Genomic DNA, 15,961 nt, shown 5'->3' with positions numbered 1-15,961 from the left:
GCGGTCCGGCCAAGCCCGTCCCGCCATGCGGTCCCGGCCGGCGCGGCGTCAGCCCGCGCGGTGGCTCCGGTCGAGGTGCGCGGTCGCCCGCCGGATCGCCGGCACGGGAAGCACGACCGGCCTCGAGGTCGCGTCCGTCGAGGGCGCCCCCCGCCCGGCGTCTTGCGCCGGGCCCGCGACGACGACGTAGGCGAGGCCGACGACGAGGGCGCCGCCGACGAGGTTGCCGAGGCCGACCCAGGTGAGGTTGCGGGCGAAGTCGGCCCACGTCGTCGGGCCCAGGTCGCCGAGGAGGCCGAGCGAGAAGGTCGTCATGTTGGCGACCACGTGCTCGAAGCCGGAGGCGATGAACGCGAGGATCGCCCAGAACAGGACGATCGCCTTGCCCGCCTCGGAGCGCAGGCGACCGCACGCCCAGATCGCGGCGCACACGAGGAGGTTGCACAGGACGCCGCGGAAGAAGAGCTCGCCGCCGGTCTCGTGCGCCTTCGCGCGCAGCATCGAGGCGACCATCTCCCCCGCTGCCGCGTTGGAGTGCAGCACCCCGGCCCTGGTGACGGCGAACGCGAAGAGCATCGAGCCGGCGAGGTTGCCGACGAGGCACAGGCCGAGGGTGAGGACGGCGTCGCGCACCCGGACGGCGCGCGTCGCGACGCCCTGGGCGAGGATCATCATGGCCGAGGTCGCGAGCTCGGCCCCGGCGAACACGACGAGGGTCAACGCCGCGGCGAACACGCCCCCGGCGACCAGCCGCTCCCCCGGCGACCCGGCCGCGAGGAAGGGCCCGGCCGTCGCGACCATGAGCACGACCCCGACGCCGATGTACGCGCCGGCGAGCATCGCGGCGACGAGGTAGCGCGCCGGGCGTCTCGCCGAGGCGACCTTCTTCCGGGCCGCCTCCGACTGGGTGGACAACGCCTGGGCGAGGGTCTGCACGACCTCGATCCTCGCCGCCGCCGGACGCCCTGGACAGGGCCCGTGGTCGTGACCACGCGGGACCGAAGGTCCGCGGGCGACGGAGCGCCGCGCCCCGGGTCAGGCCCCCACGGGCTGCCGGGCCGCCTCGGCGGTCACGACGGCGTCGAGCGCCACGGGCTGCTCGCCGTCACCCGTGCCGTCGAGGCCGAGCGGGGAGGGGCGAGGGTCGAGCACGGCGGCGACGATCGCCTCGATCGCGAACTGGCTCGCCTCGCCGAGGTCCACCTGCGTGGGGTCGAGGAGCCACTGGACCTGGAGCCCGTCCATGACGGCGAGGATCGACGCCGACGCGTGCCGGACGCTCGCGGGGACGGCGACGCCCCGCTCCGCGCACAGCGCCTCGAACGCCTCGACGGCCTCGCTCCGCAGCGTGCGGTACCGGCCCTCGAAGAAGGCGCGCGCGGGGTGGTCGTCGGTCACGGACTCCGCGGAGAGCACGGCGTACGCCTGCACGATCCCGGCGCGCTGCGCGTTGAGGAACGCCGTGCGGACCAGGTGGCGGAACATGTCGATCCCGCCGGGGATGTGCTGCCCGTCGAGGCCGGCGACGTCGCTCTCGTCGCGGTAGCGCAGCACCTCGAGGAGGAGGTGGTCCTTGGACCCGAAGTGGTGCAGGATCCCGGCGTGGGTCATGTCGACCTGCTCCGCGATCTCCGCCAGGGGGCCGTTGTGGTAGCCCTTGCTCCCGAAGGTCGCCATGGCGGCCTTGAGGATCTCCTCGCGGCGCCGGAGGGTCTCCTCCCGCACGCGGGGGCGCCGCCTGATCGTGGTCATCGCCTCGTCACTTCCTCGGTCGTGGTGCCCGGTGCGCCACCGTCGGCGCCGACGCCGGCTCTCGGGCACCGAGCACGTCCTCGGTTCCCCGCCGTCCGGGGGTGATCCTACGCACGCGGAACGCCCTGCGAGCCACCTTCTTCGTCAAGATCACGGTCAGATATCGATCTGACCTGCGCAAATGCAGATTCTTGCCAACTTACTGACTGCACGGTAAGTTCTCCGCTCGACAGCCGACTCGACGACGAGGAGCACGTACGTGACATCGCAGTCCCTCGCGGGAGAGCGCGACCCCGCGGAGCTCGACGCCCTGCGCACCCGTGCGCGGAGGCTGCCGCTGCGCGAGAAGGTCCGCCTCCTCACCGGCCGGTCCATGTGGCGCCTGCACGCCCTGGACGAGCTCGGGCTGCGCCCCGTCGTCATGTCCGACGGGCCCGTCGGGGTCCGTGGCACGAGCGAGGTCGAGGGCGAGACCTCGATCCTCTTCCCCTCCCCCAGCGCGATCGGCGCGACGTGGGACCGAGCCGCCGCGCACGAGACCGGCCAGGCGTTCGCCCGCGAGGCGCGCACGCACGGCGTCGACGTCGTCCTCGCCCCCCAGGTCAACATCCAGCGCACGCCCGTCGGTGGCCGGCACTTCGAGTGCTACTCCGAGGACCCGTACCTCACGGCCCAGATCGGCACGGGCGTCGTGCGCGGCCTCCAGGACCAGGGCGTCGCGGCGTGCGTCAAGCACTACGTCGCCAACGACTCCGAGACCCAGCGCACGTCGTACGTCTCGCACGTCGACCCCCGCGTGCTGCGCGAGGTCTACCTCGCCCCGTTCGAGGACGCGGTCGCGGCGGGCGCGTGGTCCGTCATGGCGGCGTACAACCAGGTGGACGACGGCGTGGAGTCGGGCCCCATGACCGGGCACCGGCACCTGCTCACCGACGTCCTCAAGGACGAGCTCGGGTTCGACGGCGCCGTGGTCTCGGACTGGGTCGCGACGCACACGACCGAGCTCTCCGCGAACGGCGGCCTCGACGTCGTCATGCCCGGCCCGGGCGGCCCGTGGGAGGACGCCCTCGTCCGCGCGGTCGAGGACGGCCGTGTGCCCGAGCGCGAGATCGACGACAAGGTGGCGCGCATCCTCCTGCTCGCGCGCCGCGTCGGCGCGCTCGACGAGCCCGCCCGCCCCGTCACGCACGACGGCGACCTGCGCGCCCTGGTGCGCCGCACCGCCGCCGCCGGCACCGTCGTCCTGCGCTCGGACGCCGAGAACCCCGTCTGGGACCGGCCCGCGCCGCGGTCGATCGCGCTCCTCGGCCCCAACGCCGTGCGCCCGCACGTGCTCGGCGGCGGCAGCTCGACCGTCAACCCCGCGCACGTCGTCACCCCGGCCGAGGGCCTGGCCGCGCGCTGGCCCGACGCCACGCTCACGGTGGCCCGCGGCGGTGACGCGCGCCGGTTCGCCCCCCGCCTCGACGTGGAGGGACGCAGCGCCGACGGCGCCGGGGTCGCGGTGACGTGGCTCGACGCCGAGGGCGCGATGCTCCGCACGTCCGTCCTGCCCCGCTGGGACGGGTTCCTGCGCGACCTGCCCGCCGAGGTCGACACCGTCGTGCTCGACGTCGACGTCCTCCTCGACGAGCCCGGCGACCACGTGCTCGAGGTCGGCACGGTCCCGGGCCACACGATCGAGATCGACGGCGTCGTCGTCGCGAAGGACGACCGTCGCTCCGGCGTCGAGGTCATCCTCGACTCGTCGATCAACAACCCGGCGGGCGTCCCCGCGACCGTGCACGTCGACGCGCCGCGACGCGTGCGGGTCAGTGCCGCGCTCCTCGTCACGCGCGCCCAGGGCTACGGCAACCTCGTCCGCGCGGAGCTGCGGCACCGCGTCCCCGCGCCGAGCGCCGAGCAGGAGATCGCCGACGCGGTCGAGGCCGCCCGCGCGGCCGACCTGACCGTCGTCGTCGTCGGGACGAACGAGGAGGTCGAGTCCGAGGGCTGGGACCGCACGTCGCTCGCGCTGCCCGGCCGCCAGGACGAGCTCGTCGAGCGCGTCCTCGACGTCGACCCGGACGCCGTCGTCGTCGTCAACGCCGGCGCCCCCGTGCTGCTCCCCTGGCTCGAGCGCGCGCGCACGGTGCTGTGGGTCTGGTTCCCCGGCCAGGAGGCCGGGCACTCGATCGCGGACGTGCTCGCGGGCGACGTCGAGGCGGCCGGCCGCCTCCCCTGGACCCTCCCGGCCACCGAGGCCGACGTCCCCGTCCCGCACGCGGTGCCCGACCAGGGCGTCGTCGAGTACGCCGACGGCGTCCACGTCGGCTACCGCGCGTGGGAGCGCTCTGGCGCCGTCCCCGCCGCACCCTTCGGGCACGGGCTGGGCTGGACGACGTGGTCGTACGACACGCCCGGCGAGCCGGACAACCTGCCCACCCGCACGCCCGACGGCGACGTGACCCTCACGGTCCGCGTCACCAACACCGGGTCCCGCGACGGCCGCGAGGTCGTCCAGGTCTACGTCGAACCCCCGGTCGCGCCCGCGTCGGCCCCGGTCGCCGAGCGCGACCGCCCGGTCCGTTGGCTCGGCGGGTTCGCCGTCGTCGACGTCGCCGCGGGGGCCACCGCCGACGTCACCGTGACCGTCCCCCGCCGTCAGCTCGAGGTGTGGGACACCGACAGCGGACGCTGGCACCTCCCGGCCGGTACCTACCGGCTCCGGGTGGGGCGTTCCGTCCACGACCTCCGCCTGGACACCGCGGTCCGGGTGCAGGGCAGCACCACCGAACAGGAGTAGCCCGGACCGCGGTCCGCGGGGGGCGACCCAGCGCCCCACGCCACCTTCCGTTTCACCCGTACGCTCCACCGCCCCGGCACCGCGCCGGGGACGATGTTCCCTCGAAGGAGAGAGACTCATGAGGTTGAAGGCCTCCGCGATCGCCCTCGGCATCGCGACAGCACTCGTGCTGACCGGCTGCTCGTCGACGGGCGGCAACGACGACGACAGCACGACCGCCTCCGGCGAGGGCGCCGCCCTCACCATCGCCAAGCCGGACGGGGCGATCGCGACCGAGTCGAACAACCCCTGGATCGGCGACTCGTCCGCGCTCAAGCTCGGCTACGTCAACGCGATCTACGAGCCCGTGGGCATCGTCAACGTCGTCGACCCGTCGGACGAGGTCCGCCCGTGGCTCGCGTCCGAGATCACCTGGTCGGAGGACTACACGTCGGTGACGCTCACGACCCGCGAGGGCGTGACGTGGAGCGACGGCCAGGACCTCACGGCCGACGACATCGCGTACTCGTACCAGATCCTCGTCGACACGCCCGAGCTCAACACCGCGGCGCTCGACATCAAGGACGTCGCCGTGGACGGGGACAAGGTCACCGTCACGTTCGGCACGCCGATGTTCGCCAAGCAGGACAAGGTGCTGCACCGGTTCGTCGTCCCGAAGCACGTGTGGGAGGGCGTCGCCGACCCCACGACGGAGACCAACCCCGAGCCGGTCGGCACGGGCCCGTACACGCTGACGAGCTTCAGCACGGAGAGCGTCCAGCTCGACGCGCGCGACGACTACTGGGGCGGAGAGCTCGCCGTCCCGACGCTGTACTACGTCTCCTACAACGACAACAGCGCCCTGACGACCGCGCTCGCCAACGGTGACGCGGACTGGGCGCAGGCGTTCCTGCCGAACGTGCAGTCGGCGTTCGTCGACAAGGACCCGGAGCACAACGTGTACTGGGCCCCCGCCGGTCTCGGCATCGACGCGATGTTCGTCAACACGACCAAGAAGCCGTTCGACGACGTCGCGTTCCGCCAGGCCGTCAACATGGTCATCGACCGCGAGCAGCACCAGCAGATCGCCCGCGAGAGCGGCGTCCCGCTGCTCACGTCCGTCACGGGCCTGCCGACCCCGGCCGGCGACCCGTTCATCTCGGACGAGTTCGCGGGCGAGGAGTACGAGGTCGACGTCGACGGTGCCAAGAAGGTCCTCACCGACGCCGGGTACACGTTCGAGGGCGACGCCCTGGTCGACCCCGACGGCGAGCCCGTCACCTTCCAGCTCAGCGTCCCGCAGGGCTGGAACGACTACGTCACCGGCATCAGCCTCATCGCGGAGTCGGTCAAGGCGATCGGCGTCGAGGCCACGGTCGACACGCCCGACTCGGACTCGTGGTGGGCCGCCAAGGGCACCGGCGACTTCGACGCGATCCTGCACTGGACCGAGACCGGCGCGACGCCGTACGACATCTACAGCGACACGATGGACGCCCGCTGGCTCAAGCCGGTCGGTGAGGCCGCGGACTACAACTTCGGCCGCTTCGACAGCCCGGAGGCCACGGCCGCCCTCGACGCGTACCTCGCGGCGACGACGGACGAGGACCGCGCGGCGGCCGTCGCCGAGGCGCAGAAGATCTTCGTGGAGCAGGTCCCGGTCATGCCGATCGGCACGCGCCCGTTCATCACGGAGTTCAACACGCGCAACTACGTGGGCTGGCCCAGCGACGACGACCCGTACATCAACGCGGACCCGACGCAGCCGACCGCGGTGCTGATCCTCACCCAGCTCAAGCCGGCCGAGTGAGGTCACCGGGGCTCGCGCGGCGCGCGCTGCGCGAGCCCCGGTGCGGCCCGGCCCCAGCACAGAAAAAGGGAAGACCCGTGAACACCGAACCCCTGCTGACCGTCTCGCACTTCAGCGTGGTCTACGACGTCGACCCGCCCGTCGAGGCCGTCAGCGACGTCTCCCTCACGCTGCACCGCGGGGAGATCCTCGGCCTCGCCGGCGAGTCCGGCTGCGGCAAGACGTCGCTGGCGTACGGCATCCAGCGGCTGCTCAAGCCGCCGGCCGTCATCCCCTCGGGATCGGCGATCTTCCACGACGAGTCGGGCGAGGACGTCGACCTCAACGCGCTGGACGACGACGCGATGCGCCGGTTCCGGTGGGACAAGGCGTCGATGGTGTTCCAGGGGGCGATGAACGCGCTCAACCCGGTCGCCACCGTCGGCAAGCAGCTCGGCGACGTGTTCGAGACGCACCGTCCCCGGATGAGCAAGGCCGAGCGGACCGAGGAGAGCGCCCAGCTCCTCGACCTCGTCGGCGTCGGACGCGACCGGCTGCGCTCGTACCCGCACGAGCTCTCCGGCGGCATGCGCCAGCGCGTCATGATCGCGATGGCCCTGGCGCTCAAGCCCCAGCTCATGATCATGGACGAGCCGACGACGGCGCTCGACGTCCTCGTGCAGCGCGAGATCCTCCAGCAGATCTCCGACCTGCGGAAGCAGTTCGGCTTCTCGGTCATCTTCATCACGCACGACCTCCCGCTGCTCCTCGAGATCTCCGACCGGATCGCGGTCATGCGGCAGGGCCGGATCGTCGAGCTCGACACCGCGGCGAACATCTACCACCACGCCCGGCACGAGTACACCCGCACGCTCCTCGGCTCGTTCCCGAGCCTCACCGGGGAGCGGGGCGGGTTCGTGCGGGGCCGGTCGGAGCCCGCGGCCACGGCCGCGAGCACGGGCACGGGCACGGGCACGACCAGCGCAGGAGGCCAGGCCTGATGACCACCCTCGAGTTCTCGCACGTCAGCAAGAAGTACAAGGTCCGGGGCTCCGGCGACCTGCTCGCGCTCGACGACGTCAGCTTCACGCTCACCTCGGGGCGCACCGTCGCGCTCGTCGGGCAGAGCGGCAGCGGCAAGTCGACGATCGCGAAGATCCTCACGCAGCTCGAGCGCGCCACGTCCGGCGAGATCCTGCTCGACGGCGCCCCCATCCCCCGCCGGGGACGGGCTCTGCGCACCTACCGGCAGCAGATCCGCATGGTCTTCCAGGACCCGTTCGCGTCGCTCAACCCGTACCACACGATCCGCCACCACCTCGAGCGCCCGCTGCGCCTCGACCACGTGGTCCCGAAGGACGAGGTCGACGCCGAGGTGCACCGCCTCCTCGACCGCGTCCACCTGGACGGCGGGGTCGTGGACCGGCGCCCGCACGAGCTGTCCGGCGGCCAGCGCCAGCGCGTCGCGATCGCGCGCGCCCTCGCGTCGCGACCGTCGCTGCTCATCGCGGACGAGCCGGTCTCGATGCTCGACGTGTCGATCCGCCTCGGCGTCCTCAACCTCCTCGCCGAGCTCCAGCGCGAGGCGAACCTCGGGGTCCTCTACATCACGCACGACCTGGCGACCGCGCGCCACTTCAGCGACGAGATCATGGTCCTGCACCACGGCAAGGTCGTGGAGCACGGCCCGGCCGACGACGTGATCCTCGAGCCCCAGCATCCCTACACCCGCGCGCTACGCGATGCCTCGCCCAACCCGGAGGTCCACTTCTCCGGCACCGGCCCCGCATCGTCGAGGAGCTGATCCCGTTGCGATTCTTCGCCCGCCGCACCGCCTTCTACCTGTTCACCGCCTGGGCGGCGATCACGATCAACTTCTTCCTGCCCCGGATGATGAAGGGCGACCCGGTCTCCGCGTACCTCGCGAAGAACCAGGGGAAGATCAGCCCCGAGGCGGCCGAGTCGCTGCGCACCCTCTTCGGGCTCGACGACGGCCGGTCGCTCTTCCAGCAGTACGTCGACTACTGGGGCCTCATGCTCAGCGGCGACCTCGGTCGCTCGTTCTCCAAGGGGCTCGCCCCCGTGGGCGACGTGATCGCGGCCGCCCTGCCGTGGACGCTCGGGCTCGTCGGCATCGCGACGATCCTCAGCTTCTTCCTCGGCAGCGGCCTCGGCGCGATCATCGGCTGGCGCCGCGGGAGCAAGGCCGACGCGATCGTGCCCATCTCGACGTTCTTCTCGACCGTCCCGTACTTCTGGATGGGCCTCATCGCCATCGCGGTCTTCTCGAGCATGCTCGGCTGGTTCCCGGCGTCCCACGCGTACAGCAAGGGCGCGTCGCCCGAGTGGTCGTGGGAGTTCGCCTGGGACGTGATCCAGCACGGCACGCTGCCCGCCCTGACCATCGTCGTCGCGTCGCTGGGCGGCTGGGTGCTCGGGATGCGGAACATGATGATCACCGTCCTCGACGAGGACTACGTGACGGTGGCCCAGGCCAAGGGCCTCCCGCCCCGCAAGGTGCTCACGCGCTACGCGTCGCGCAACGCGGTGCTGCCGCAGCTCTCGAGCTTCGCCCTGTCCCTCGGCTTCATCGTGGGCGGCACGCTCGTCATGGAGCTCGTCTTCTCCTACCCCGGGGTGGGCAAGCTGCTGCTCGACGCCACCAACGCGAAGGACTACCCGCTGATGCAGGGACTCTTCCTCGTCATCACGCTCTCGGTCCTCGTCGCGAACATCCTGGCGGACGTCGCCTACGCCGCCCTCGACCCGCGCACGCGTCAGACGGAGGCCTGAGCCATGACGTCCACCACCACGACCGCGACGACCGAGGCCGCGGCGCCCACGACCCCGACCACCGCCCCGGGCGGCTCCTCCGGACGCGGCCTCGCGCGCCGCGCCGGGGCGTCGTTCGCGATGTTCCGCAACGCCAAGTCGCTCACGGGTCTGATCATCCTCGCCGTGTTCACGCTCGTCGCGATCTTCGGCGACCTCCTCGCGCCCTACGGCCCGCTCGAGAAGGACTTCACCGCGCTCAAGCAGCCGCCGTCCGCGCAGCACCTGCTCGGCACGACGCACATGGGCGAGGACGTCCTCAGCCAGATCGTCTACGGCACGCGGGGCGTGCTGGTCGTCGGCTTCGTCTCCGGCATCATCGCGACGCTCGTCGCGGTGATCGTCGGGGTGACCGCCGGATACATCGCGGGGTGGCGCAGCGAGTCGCTGTCGGCGCTGACGAACGTCTTCCTCGTCCTGCCGGGCCTGCCGCTCATGATCATCGTCGCGTCGCAGCAGGAGAACCCGAGCCTCCTGCTCGTCTCCACGGTGCTCGCGATCACGGGCTGGGCCTGGGGCGCGCGCGTCCTGCGGGCGCAGACCCTCTCGCTCCGGAACCGGGACTTCATCCAGGCGGCACGGGCGAACGGCGAGCCGATCCACCGCATCATCGCCGTCGAGATGCTGCCGAACCTCACCGCGATCATCGCGTCGAGCTTCGTCGGCACCGTGACCGCCGCGGTCCTCGGCCTGACGACCCTCGCCTTCATCGGGGTCATCCCCATCACGAACCTCAACTGGGGCACGATCCTCTTCTGGGCCCAGCAGAACGGCGCGTTCCCGGACTACTGGTGGTGGTACGTCCCCGCCGGCCTGTGCATCGCGCTGCTCGGCATGGCCCTGTCGCTCATCAACTTCGGGATCGACGAGTACGTGAACCCCCGCCTGCGGTCGGCCGGCGAGCGGGCGCGCGCCCTGCGCAAGAAGGGCTACAAGGTGTCGAGCGGCATCACGACCGTCGCCGACCGCCCCGACCTGCTCGAGGGCAGCGTCACCCCGCCCCCGCCCGACTCCCCGCACGTCGACGTCCCGGGTGCACCGGTGCACGGCGACGACATCGGCGCGGTGACGGAGGCCGACCAGGCGACCGGCGGCCCGGACGTGATCCCGGCCGGCCGGCCGGAGCGCTCCGCCTAGCGGGTCGCCGCACGGACAGGTGAGGGACCGCACGGCGGCCCCTCACCGGCAGACGGTCCCGGCACGGGACGCCGTCCCGCGCCACGCCCCTGGCTCGGACGGCACCTCCACCGTGCCGGGACCGTTCGCGCTCCCCGGTCAGCGCATCTTGCGACGGTAGATCGCGACGGCCCACGCGTACGCGACGGCGAGGATCCCGAGGAGCCACGCGAGCGCGACCCAGATGTCGGAGCCGACGGGCTGCCCGCCGAACAGCGCGCGCAGCGTGTCGACGATCGCGGTGACCGGCTGGTTCTCGGCGAACCAGGCGACCGGCGTCGGCATGCTGTCCGTCGGCACGAACGCGGAGCTGATGAACGGCAGGAAGATCAGCGGGTAGCTGAACGCCGAGGCGCCGTCGACCGTCTTGGCCGAGAGGCCGGCGACCACCGCGAGCCACGTCAGGGCGAGCGTGAACAGCACGAGGATCCCCAGCACGGCGAGCCAGGCGCCTACCGACGCGTCGGTGCGGAACCCCATGAGGAGCGCGACGCCGACGACGATCGTCACCGAGACGACGTTCGCGACGAGCGACGTGAGCACGTGCGCCCACAGGACGCTGGACCGCGCGACGGGCATCGACTGGAACCGCTCGAAGATGCCGCCCTGGAGGTCGAGGAACAGCCGGTACGACGTGTACGCGACGCCCGACGCGACGGTGATGAGCAGGATGCCGGGCAGCATGTAGTCGATGTACGACCCGGCGGCTCCGGTGTCGATCGCACCGCCGAGGACGTAGACGAACAGCAGCATGAGCGCGATCGGGGTGACCGCGGTCGTGATGATCGTGTCCGGGCTGCGCAGGATGTGGCGCAGCGAGCGGCCGGTCAGGACACGGGTGTCGGCCAGGGCGTGCGTGGTCATCGGAGCTCCTCTCCGGCGGGCTGGGTGCCCTCGGCGGTCGTCGGGGTCGTGGGGTCCTCGCCGGTGTCGCCGACGAGGGTGAGGAACACGTCCTCCAGGGACGGCTGCTTCTCGACGTACTCGACCTGCGCGGGCGGCAGGAGCGCCTTGAGCTCGGCCAGGGTGCCGTTCTGGATGATGGTGCCCCGGTGCAGGATCGCGATCCGGTCCGCGAGCTGCTCGGCCTCGTCGAGGTACTGCGTCGTGAGCAGGACGGTCGTGCCGCCCTCGGCGAGCCGGCGCACCGTCGCCCAGACCTCGATGCGGGCCTGCGGGTCCAGGCCGGTCGTGGGCTCGTCGAGGAAGATGACCGGCGGGTCGCCGATCAGGCTCATCGCGATGTCGAGGCGACGGCGCATGCCGCCGGAGTACGTCCCCGCCCGGCGCGAGCCCGCGTCGGTCAGCGAGAAGCGGGCGAGCAGGTCGTCCGCGACCTGGCCGGGGTTCTTCAGGTGGCGCAGGCGTGCGACGAGCACGAGGTTCTCCCGGCCCGTGAGGACCTCGTCCACGGCGGCGAACTGCCCGGTCAGGGAGATCGACTCCCGGACCTGCCCGGGCTGGTCGACGATGTCGTGGCCGTGCACGCTCGCGGTCCCGGCGTCCGGCGCGAGCAGCGTCGACAGGATCCGCACGAGCGTCGTCTTGCCCGCCCCGTTGGACCCCAGCAGCGCGAAGATGCTGCCAGCGGTCACGTCCAGGTCGACCCCGCGCAGCACGCGCAGGTCGCCGAACGACTTCTCGATGCCTCGTACCCGCACGGCAGGCACGACGGACTGGTCGACAGACATGTTCAGGTCTCCGTCTCTCTGAGGTGGGGTCAGGGCCGGCGGACGACGACGTCGCCGTAGCCGGTGCTGGCGTGGATCTCCGCGGTGGACTCGTCCTCGACGGGACCCTCCGTGGGCGTGAGGTGGTTGCGGACGCTGCCGTGCTCCGAGCTCGCGTTGAGGAAGGCCGCCGTGCCCTCGGGCACGCCCACCTCGATCGAGCCGTAGGAGGTGGTGAGGGTGGCGCTGCCGGACTCCAGGCTGTCGACCCGGATGCCGGCGTGCGCGGACCGGGCGGTGAGCGTCCCGGTGACGAGTCCCACGGCGATGTCGGCGTGCGCGCCGTGCACCTCGAGGGTGCCCGTGACGGCGCCGACCGTCGTCGTGCCGTTGGTCGCCTTGACCGTGCCGCCGCCGGCGACCTCGTCGATGCGGACCGACCCGGCGCTGACCCGGACGTTCACGGAGCCGCTCACGCGCCGTGCCGCGACCGAGCCGGCGGACGCCTTGACGTCGAGGCGGTCGACGTCCTCCAGCCGCGCGTCGCCGGCAGAGAGCGTCATGTCCACGGTGCCGAGGGAGCCCTCGGTGTACAGCGAGCCGGTCTTGCCGCTCAGGTCGGAGCCGGTGGGCAGCTCGACCGTGATGTCGGCGGTGCCCGAGGCGAACGGGAGCACGAACTGCTTCCACGAGCCGGGGTAGGTGATGGTCACCGTGCTGCCGTCGCTGTCGACGCGGATCTCCTCCGCGGCGCGCACGCTGCCGGACTTCGAAGGGTCCGTCGGCAGGACCGTCACGACGACGTCGTCACGGTCGCCGGCGACGACGTGCAGGTTGGCGAAGGGCACGTCCACGACGACCGGGACGGGCTGGGACGCGGGGAAAGTGGGCATGACGGAGCTCCAACGGTGGTGTCGGTGTGGTGTCAGCGGGTGGTGGGAGGGGCGGAGCGAGCGGACCGGGAGCGGTCAGCGCACCCAGCCGGTGACGCGGGCCGAGCCGCGCGGCTGCGGACGGCCCTGGGCGGCCGGGCGTCCGGTGGACTGCTCGAGCGCCGCGGCGACCGCGCGCACGAGCCAGGTGTTGACGGAGACGCCGTCGCGAGCGGCGGCGGTCTCGGCCTGCGTCTTGAGGTGGTCGGGCAGGCGCAGGGTGGTGCGGGTCGTGGCGCCGGACTCGACGTCGGCCGACCCGGCCGCGAGCGACGCGGGGGGCGTCGCCGACGCCGGAGCGGCGCCGTACGCCGCTTCACCGGGGGCCGCGGGCGGGGCCGCCGTGGCCGGGGCGGCGACGACGAACTCCGGGGCGCCGCCCCGCAGCCGCACGTCGACCGACCCGGGCGCGAGCTCCGCGGAGATCTCGCCCGCCGCGTCCGAGAGCGCGTCGAGCAGGACGAGCCGCACGGCCGCGTCGAGCGGCGCGGTCAGCCGCTCGGCGAGGCGACGGCCGTCGTCCCCGGCGGCGTCCGCGGCGGCGGCGAGGCGGTTCTGGAGGTCGTCGACATACGGGGTGAGGTCCATGACGCCATCATGGCACCACTTGTGGTGTCACTACAACCCCTGGCGACAACATTCTTGACACCACGTGACACCAGGCCGTGATCGCGGGTCGCGGAGGGCGCGGTCAGGCGGTCAGGTCGGCGACGACGTCGTACCCGAGCTTGAGGATGAGCGCCCCGACCACGACGACGAACACGACCCGGACGAACGCGCTGCCCTTGGCGACCGCCATGCGCGCGCCGACGTAGGCGCCGAGCAGGTTCGCCGCGCCCATGAGCAGGCCAAGACCCCAGAGCACCGCGCCGTACGGGACGAAGAAGATCAGCGCCCCCGCGTTCGTCGCGAAGTTCGCGATCTTCGCCAGCGCCGACGCGGGCAGGAACGCGTACCCGAGGATGCTCACGAGGGCGATGACGAAGAACGTGCCCGTGCCCGGGCCGAGGAGGCCGTCGTACGTGCCGATGACGAGGCCGATCCCCGCCGCGGCCCAGCGGTGCCCGTTGCCCTCCCAGCGCAGGTTCGTCGTGTGCCCCAGCTTCGGCTTCGCGATCGTGTAGGCCGCGACGCCGACGAGCACCACGAGGATGATCGGCTTGAACAGCTCGGCCGGGATGCGCGACGCGAGGGCGGCGCCGCCGATCGCGCCGACCAGCGCCGCGAGCGCCATCGGGCCGGCCGTCCGCAGGTCAGGTCCGACGCGGCGGTAGTACGTCGCGGCGCTCACCGACGTGCCCATGATGCTCGCGAGCTTGTTCGTCGCGAGCGCCTGGACCGGGCTGATGCCGGGCACGAGGAGCAGCGCGGGGAGCTGGACCAGACCGCCGCCGCCGACGACGGCGTCGATCCACCCCGCCGTCAGGGCGGCGAGGACGAGCAGGAGGACGGTCAGGCCGTCGATCTCGAGCCCGCCGGAGACCGGGAGGGAGAAGGCGGGCAGCACTCCCTAGTGGTACCACAGCGCCCCGGTCGCGACGGTCCTGCGTCCCGGCTGTGCGTATCCGGTGGAACGTTCAGGAGGTTCCGCGCAGGTCGTCCCTCGGGCCCCGGCACGGGTCTACGTTTCCGGCCATGACGAGCGACGACGCACGTACCGCCACCGCCCCGGCCACCGGAGAGGGCTCGCCCCCGGCGTTCACCGTCTGGGTCGACCACTACGTCTCGAACCGCGCCACCCAGCTCGCGACGGAGGCCACGATCGACTGGGACGCCCCGTGCACGCTCCCGCCGGACGTCCGGTCCGCGTTCGTCCGGTCCTTCCAGCGCTTCGAGCTCGGCGAGGACGGCGACGGCGCCCGGCTGCTCGCCAAGGCGCGGCGTGCGGGGGACCCGGTGTACGTGGACGCTCTCGAGCGCCTCGTCGTCGAGGAGCAGCGCCACTCGGCGCTGTTCCGGCGCGGGCTCGAGCACCTCGGGGCACCGACGCTCGACGCCCACTGGTCGGATGCGGCGTTCACCGCGCTCCGACGCCTGCTCGGCCTGCGGACCGAGATCGCGCTGTTCCTCGTCGCCGAGTCCGTCGCGATGGGCTACTTCACGGCCCTGGCGAGCGCGGCGCCCGACCCGGTGCTCCGCGGCGTCGGCCGGCGGATCGCCTCCGACGAGGTCCACCACCTCCGCTTCCAGATCGACCGCCTCCGGCAGGGGTTCGCCGGCACCCCGCGACCGGTGCGCACCGTCGTCGGTGCCGCGTGGGGCGTCGTGGCGCTGGGCGCGGCGACCGTCCTCGTCGTGGACCATGCGGCGGCGCTGCGCGCGTGCGGCCTGCGGCCCGCCCGGGCGTGGGTCGACGCCGTCCGACGGTTCCGGGCGAGCGCGCGGCTCGTCCTGGGGGACGGCGAGCCGACGATGCTCGGCCCGGCGTCGGCGGACGACGTCGCGAGGAGCGCACCGGCCTTCCCCGGGGACGCGGACCTGCCTACGCTGCTGTGATGTCCGAGACGACCGAGAGCCCGGGGGTCGAGGCGACCGGTTCCGTCGTGCGCGAGGACGACGGCCGGTGGATCGTGCTGCGCCGGACCTTCGCCGCACCCGTCGCGGCCGTCTGGGCGAGCCTCACCGAGCCGGCGGGCCTCGAGCCCTGGATCGGCACGTGGGACGGGGACCCGACCACGGGGAGCGTCCGCTTCGTCATGACCGCCGAGGGCGCGACGGACGGCGACGAGTGCCGGGTCCTGCGCTGCGACCCACCGCGCCGGCTCGTGGTCGAGACCGCCGTCGGCGAGACGTCGTGGCACCTGGAGATCGACCTGGCCGACGACGGCGGCACCACCGCCCTCGTGTTCCGCCAGGCGCTGGGCCCGGACGAGGACGCCGGGTCGATCGGACCGGGCTGGGAGTACTACCTCGACCGCCTGGCCGCCGCCCGCGCCGGGCGCGACCCCGCGACCGTGGTGTGGGACAGCTACTACCCCGCGCTCGCGGCGCACTACGGCTCGACCACCGCACCTGCCTGATCGCGGCGCACGGTCCCGCGGGGCGC

General features: G+C 72.7%; 15 protein-coding genes. 8 read left to right on the top strand and 7 right to left on the bottom strand.

Going from position 1 to position 15,961, the window contains the following annotated elements; all coding sequences use genetic code 11:
* Nucleotides 1-48: 48 nt before the first annotated feature.
* Nucleotides 49-936, bottom strand: coding sequence for a formate/nitrite transporter family protein (locus tag CCE02nite_RS07845; RefSeq protein ID WP_141389091.1), 888 nt, complete (start codon nucleotides 934-936; stop codon nucleotides 49-51).
* 99 nt (nucleotides 937-1,035) lie between these two features.
* Entirely contained in the window at nucleotides 1,036-1,752 is a 717-nt protein-coding gene (locus CCE02nite_RS07840; protein WP_141389090.1) for a TetR/AcrR family transcriptional regulator, read from the bottom strand.
* Between the two features lie 259 nt (nucleotides 1,753-2,011).
* Here CCE02nite_RS07840 and CCE02nite_RS07835 point away from each other — a divergent pair, with 259 nt between their 5' ends.
* The 6 genes from CCE02nite_RS07835 (at nucleotide 2,012) to CCE02nite_RS07810 (ending at nucleotide 10,274) form a co-directional block, all read left to right on the top strand.
* Complete coding sequence (locus CCE02nite_RS07835; RefSeq protein ID WP_218027058.1) at nucleotides 2,012-4,537, top strand: beta-glucosidase family protein; 2,526 nt, start codon at nucleotides 2,012-2,014, stop codon at nucleotides 4,535-4,537.
* Between the two features lie 118 nt (nucleotides 4,538-4,655).
* Nucleotides 4,656-6,326 (top strand): ABC transporter substrate-binding protein, encoded by a 1,671-nt coding sequence (locus CCE02nite_RS07830; RefSeq protein ID WP_141389089.1) that lies wholly within the window; start codon nucleotides 4,656-4,658, stop codon nucleotides 6,324-6,326.
* Nucleotides 6,327-6,403: 77 nt separating this feature from the next.
* A complete protein-coding gene (locus tag CCE02nite_RS07825; protein ID WP_141389088.1) occupies nucleotides 6,404-7,306 on the top strand; it encodes an ABC transporter ATP-binding protein in 903 nt (300 codons plus the stop codon).
* Nucleotides 7,306-8,109, top strand: a complete 804-nt coding sequence (locus tag CCE02nite_RS07820; protein ID WP_141389087.1) for an ABC transporter ATP-binding protein — start codon at nucleotides 7,306-7,308, stop codon at nucleotides 8,107-8,109. Before CCE02nite_RS07825 ends, CCE02nite_RS07820 begins: the two co-directional genes overlap by 1 nt.
* A 5-nt stretch (nucleotides 8,110-8,114) precedes the next feature.
* Nucleotides 8,115-9,098 carry an ABC transporter permease gene (locus CCE02nite_RS07815; protein ID WP_141389086.1) on the top strand — a complete coding sequence of 328 codons (984 nt, stop codon included), beginning with the start codon at nucleotides 8,115-8,117 and terminating at the stop codon, nucleotides 9,096-9,098.
* Nucleotides 9,099-9,101: 3 nt separating this feature from the next.
* Entirely contained in the window at nucleotides 9,102-10,274 is a 1,173-nt protein-coding gene (locus CCE02nite_RS07810) for an ABC transporter permease (protein ID WP_255318709.1), read from the top strand.
* 138 nt (nucleotides 10,275-10,412) lie between these two features.
* On the opposite strand, the gene CCE02nite_RS07805 is transcribed toward CCE02nite_RS07810, so the two are convergent.
* The 5 genes from CCE02nite_RS07805 to CCE02nite_RS07785 form a co-directional block, all read right to left on the bottom strand.
* Entirely contained in the window at nucleotides 10,413-11,177 is a 765-nt protein-coding gene (locus tag CCE02nite_RS07805) for an ABC transporter permease (protein WP_141389085.1), read from the bottom strand.
* Complete coding sequence (locus CCE02nite_RS07800) at nucleotides 11,174-12,004, bottom strand: ABC transporter ATP-binding protein (protein ID WP_141389084.1); 831 nt, start codon at nucleotides 12,002-12,004, stop codon at nucleotides 11,174-11,176. Before CCE02nite_RS07800 ends, CCE02nite_RS07805 begins: the two co-directional genes overlap by 4 nt.
* Nucleotides 12,005-12,033: 29 nt before the next feature.
* The gene (locus CCE02nite_RS07795; protein WP_141389083.1) at nucleotides 12,034-12,876 is read right to left on the bottom strand and encodes a DUF4097 family beta strand repeat-containing protein; all 843 of its coding nucleotides are present in this window, start codon (nucleotides 12,874-12,876) and stop codon (nucleotides 12,034-12,036) included.
* A gap of 75 nt (nucleotides 12,877-12,951) precedes the next feature.
* Nucleotides 12,952-13,503 (bottom strand): histidine kinase, encoded by a 552-nt coding sequence (locus CCE02nite_RS07790; protein ID WP_141389082.1) that lies wholly within the window; start codon nucleotides 13,501-13,503, stop codon nucleotides 12,952-12,954.
* Nucleotides 13,504-13,606: 103 nt separating this feature from the next.
* On the bottom strand, nucleotides 13,607-14,422 hold the full coding sequence (locus CCE02nite_RS07785) for a TSUP family transporter (RefSeq protein ID WP_231581763.1): 816 nt from the start codon (nucleotides 14,420-14,422) through the stop codon (nucleotides 13,607-13,609).
* A 128-nt stretch (nucleotides 14,423-14,550) separates the two neighbouring features.
* Here CCE02nite_RS07785 and CCE02nite_RS07780 point away from each other — a divergent pair, with 128 nt between their 5' ends.
* Nucleotides 14,551-15,411, top strand: coding sequence for a diiron oxygenase (locus CCE02nite_RS07780; protein WP_141389081.1), 861 nt, complete (start codon nucleotides 14,551-14,553; stop codon nucleotides 15,409-15,411).
* On the top strand, nucleotides 15,411-15,935 hold the full coding sequence (locus CCE02nite_RS07775) for an SRPBCC family protein (protein WP_141389080.1): 525 nt from the start codon (nucleotides 15,411-15,413) through the stop codon (nucleotides 15,933-15,935). The genes CCE02nite_RS07780 and CCE02nite_RS07775 overlap by 1 nt, the downstream gene beginning before the upstream one ends.
* The last annotated feature ends 26 nt before the right edge of the window (nucleotides 15,936-15,961 follow it).

It is taken from the genome of Cellulosimicrobium cellulans, assembly GCF_006539945.1.
GTDB lineage: Bacteria > Actinomycetota > Actinomycetes > Actinomycetales > Cellulomonadaceae > Cellulosimicrobium > Cellulosimicrobium cellulans.
Note: the sequence above shows the minus strand (reverse complement) of the source record. Positions and strands in the feature narration are given on the sequence as shown.

Bases quoted from the DNA above. Each gene is read 5' to 3' on its own strand.
- CCE02nite_RS07840 (WP_141389090.1), bottom strand. From the start codon at position 1,752: ATGACCACGATCAGGCGGCGCCCCCGCGTGCGGGAGGAGACCCTCCGG.
- CCE02nite_RS07830 (WP_141389089.1), top strand. From the start codon at position 4,656: ATGAGGTTGAAGGCCTCCGCGATCGCCCTCGGCATCGCGACAGCACTC.
- CCE02nite_RS07820 (WP_141389087.1), top strand. From the start codon at position 7,306: ATGACCACCCTCGAGTTCTCGCACGTCAGCAAGAAGTACAAGGTCCGG.
- CCE02nite_RS07810 (WP_255318709.1), top strand. From the start codon at position 9,102: ATGACGTCCACCACCACGACCGCGACGACCGAGGCCGCGGCGCCCACG.
- CCE02nite_RS07805 (WP_141389085.1), bottom strand. From the start codon at position 11,177: ATGACCACGCACGCCCTGGCCGACACCCGTGTCCTGACCGGCCGCTCG.
- CCE02nite_RS07800 (WP_141389084.1), bottom strand. From the start codon at position 12,004: ATGTCTGTCGACCAGTCCGTCGTGCCTGCCGTGCGGGTACGAGGCATC.
- CCE02nite_RS07795 (WP_141389083.1), bottom strand. From the start codon at position 12,876: ATGCCCACTTTCCCCGCGTCCCAGCCCGTCCCGGTCGTCGTGGACGTG.
- CCE02nite_RS07790 (WP_141389082.1), bottom strand. From the start codon at position 13,503: ATGGACCTCACCCCGTATGTCGACGACCTCCAGAACCGCCTCGCCGCC.
- CCE02nite_RS07780 (WP_141389081.1), top strand. From the start codon at position 14,551: ATGACGAGCGACGACGCACGTACCGCCACCGCCCCGGCCACCGGAGAG.
- CCE02nite_RS07775 (WP_141389080.1), top strand. From the start codon at position 15,411: ATGTCCGAGACGACCGAGAGCCCGGGGGTCGAGGCGACCGGTTCCGTC.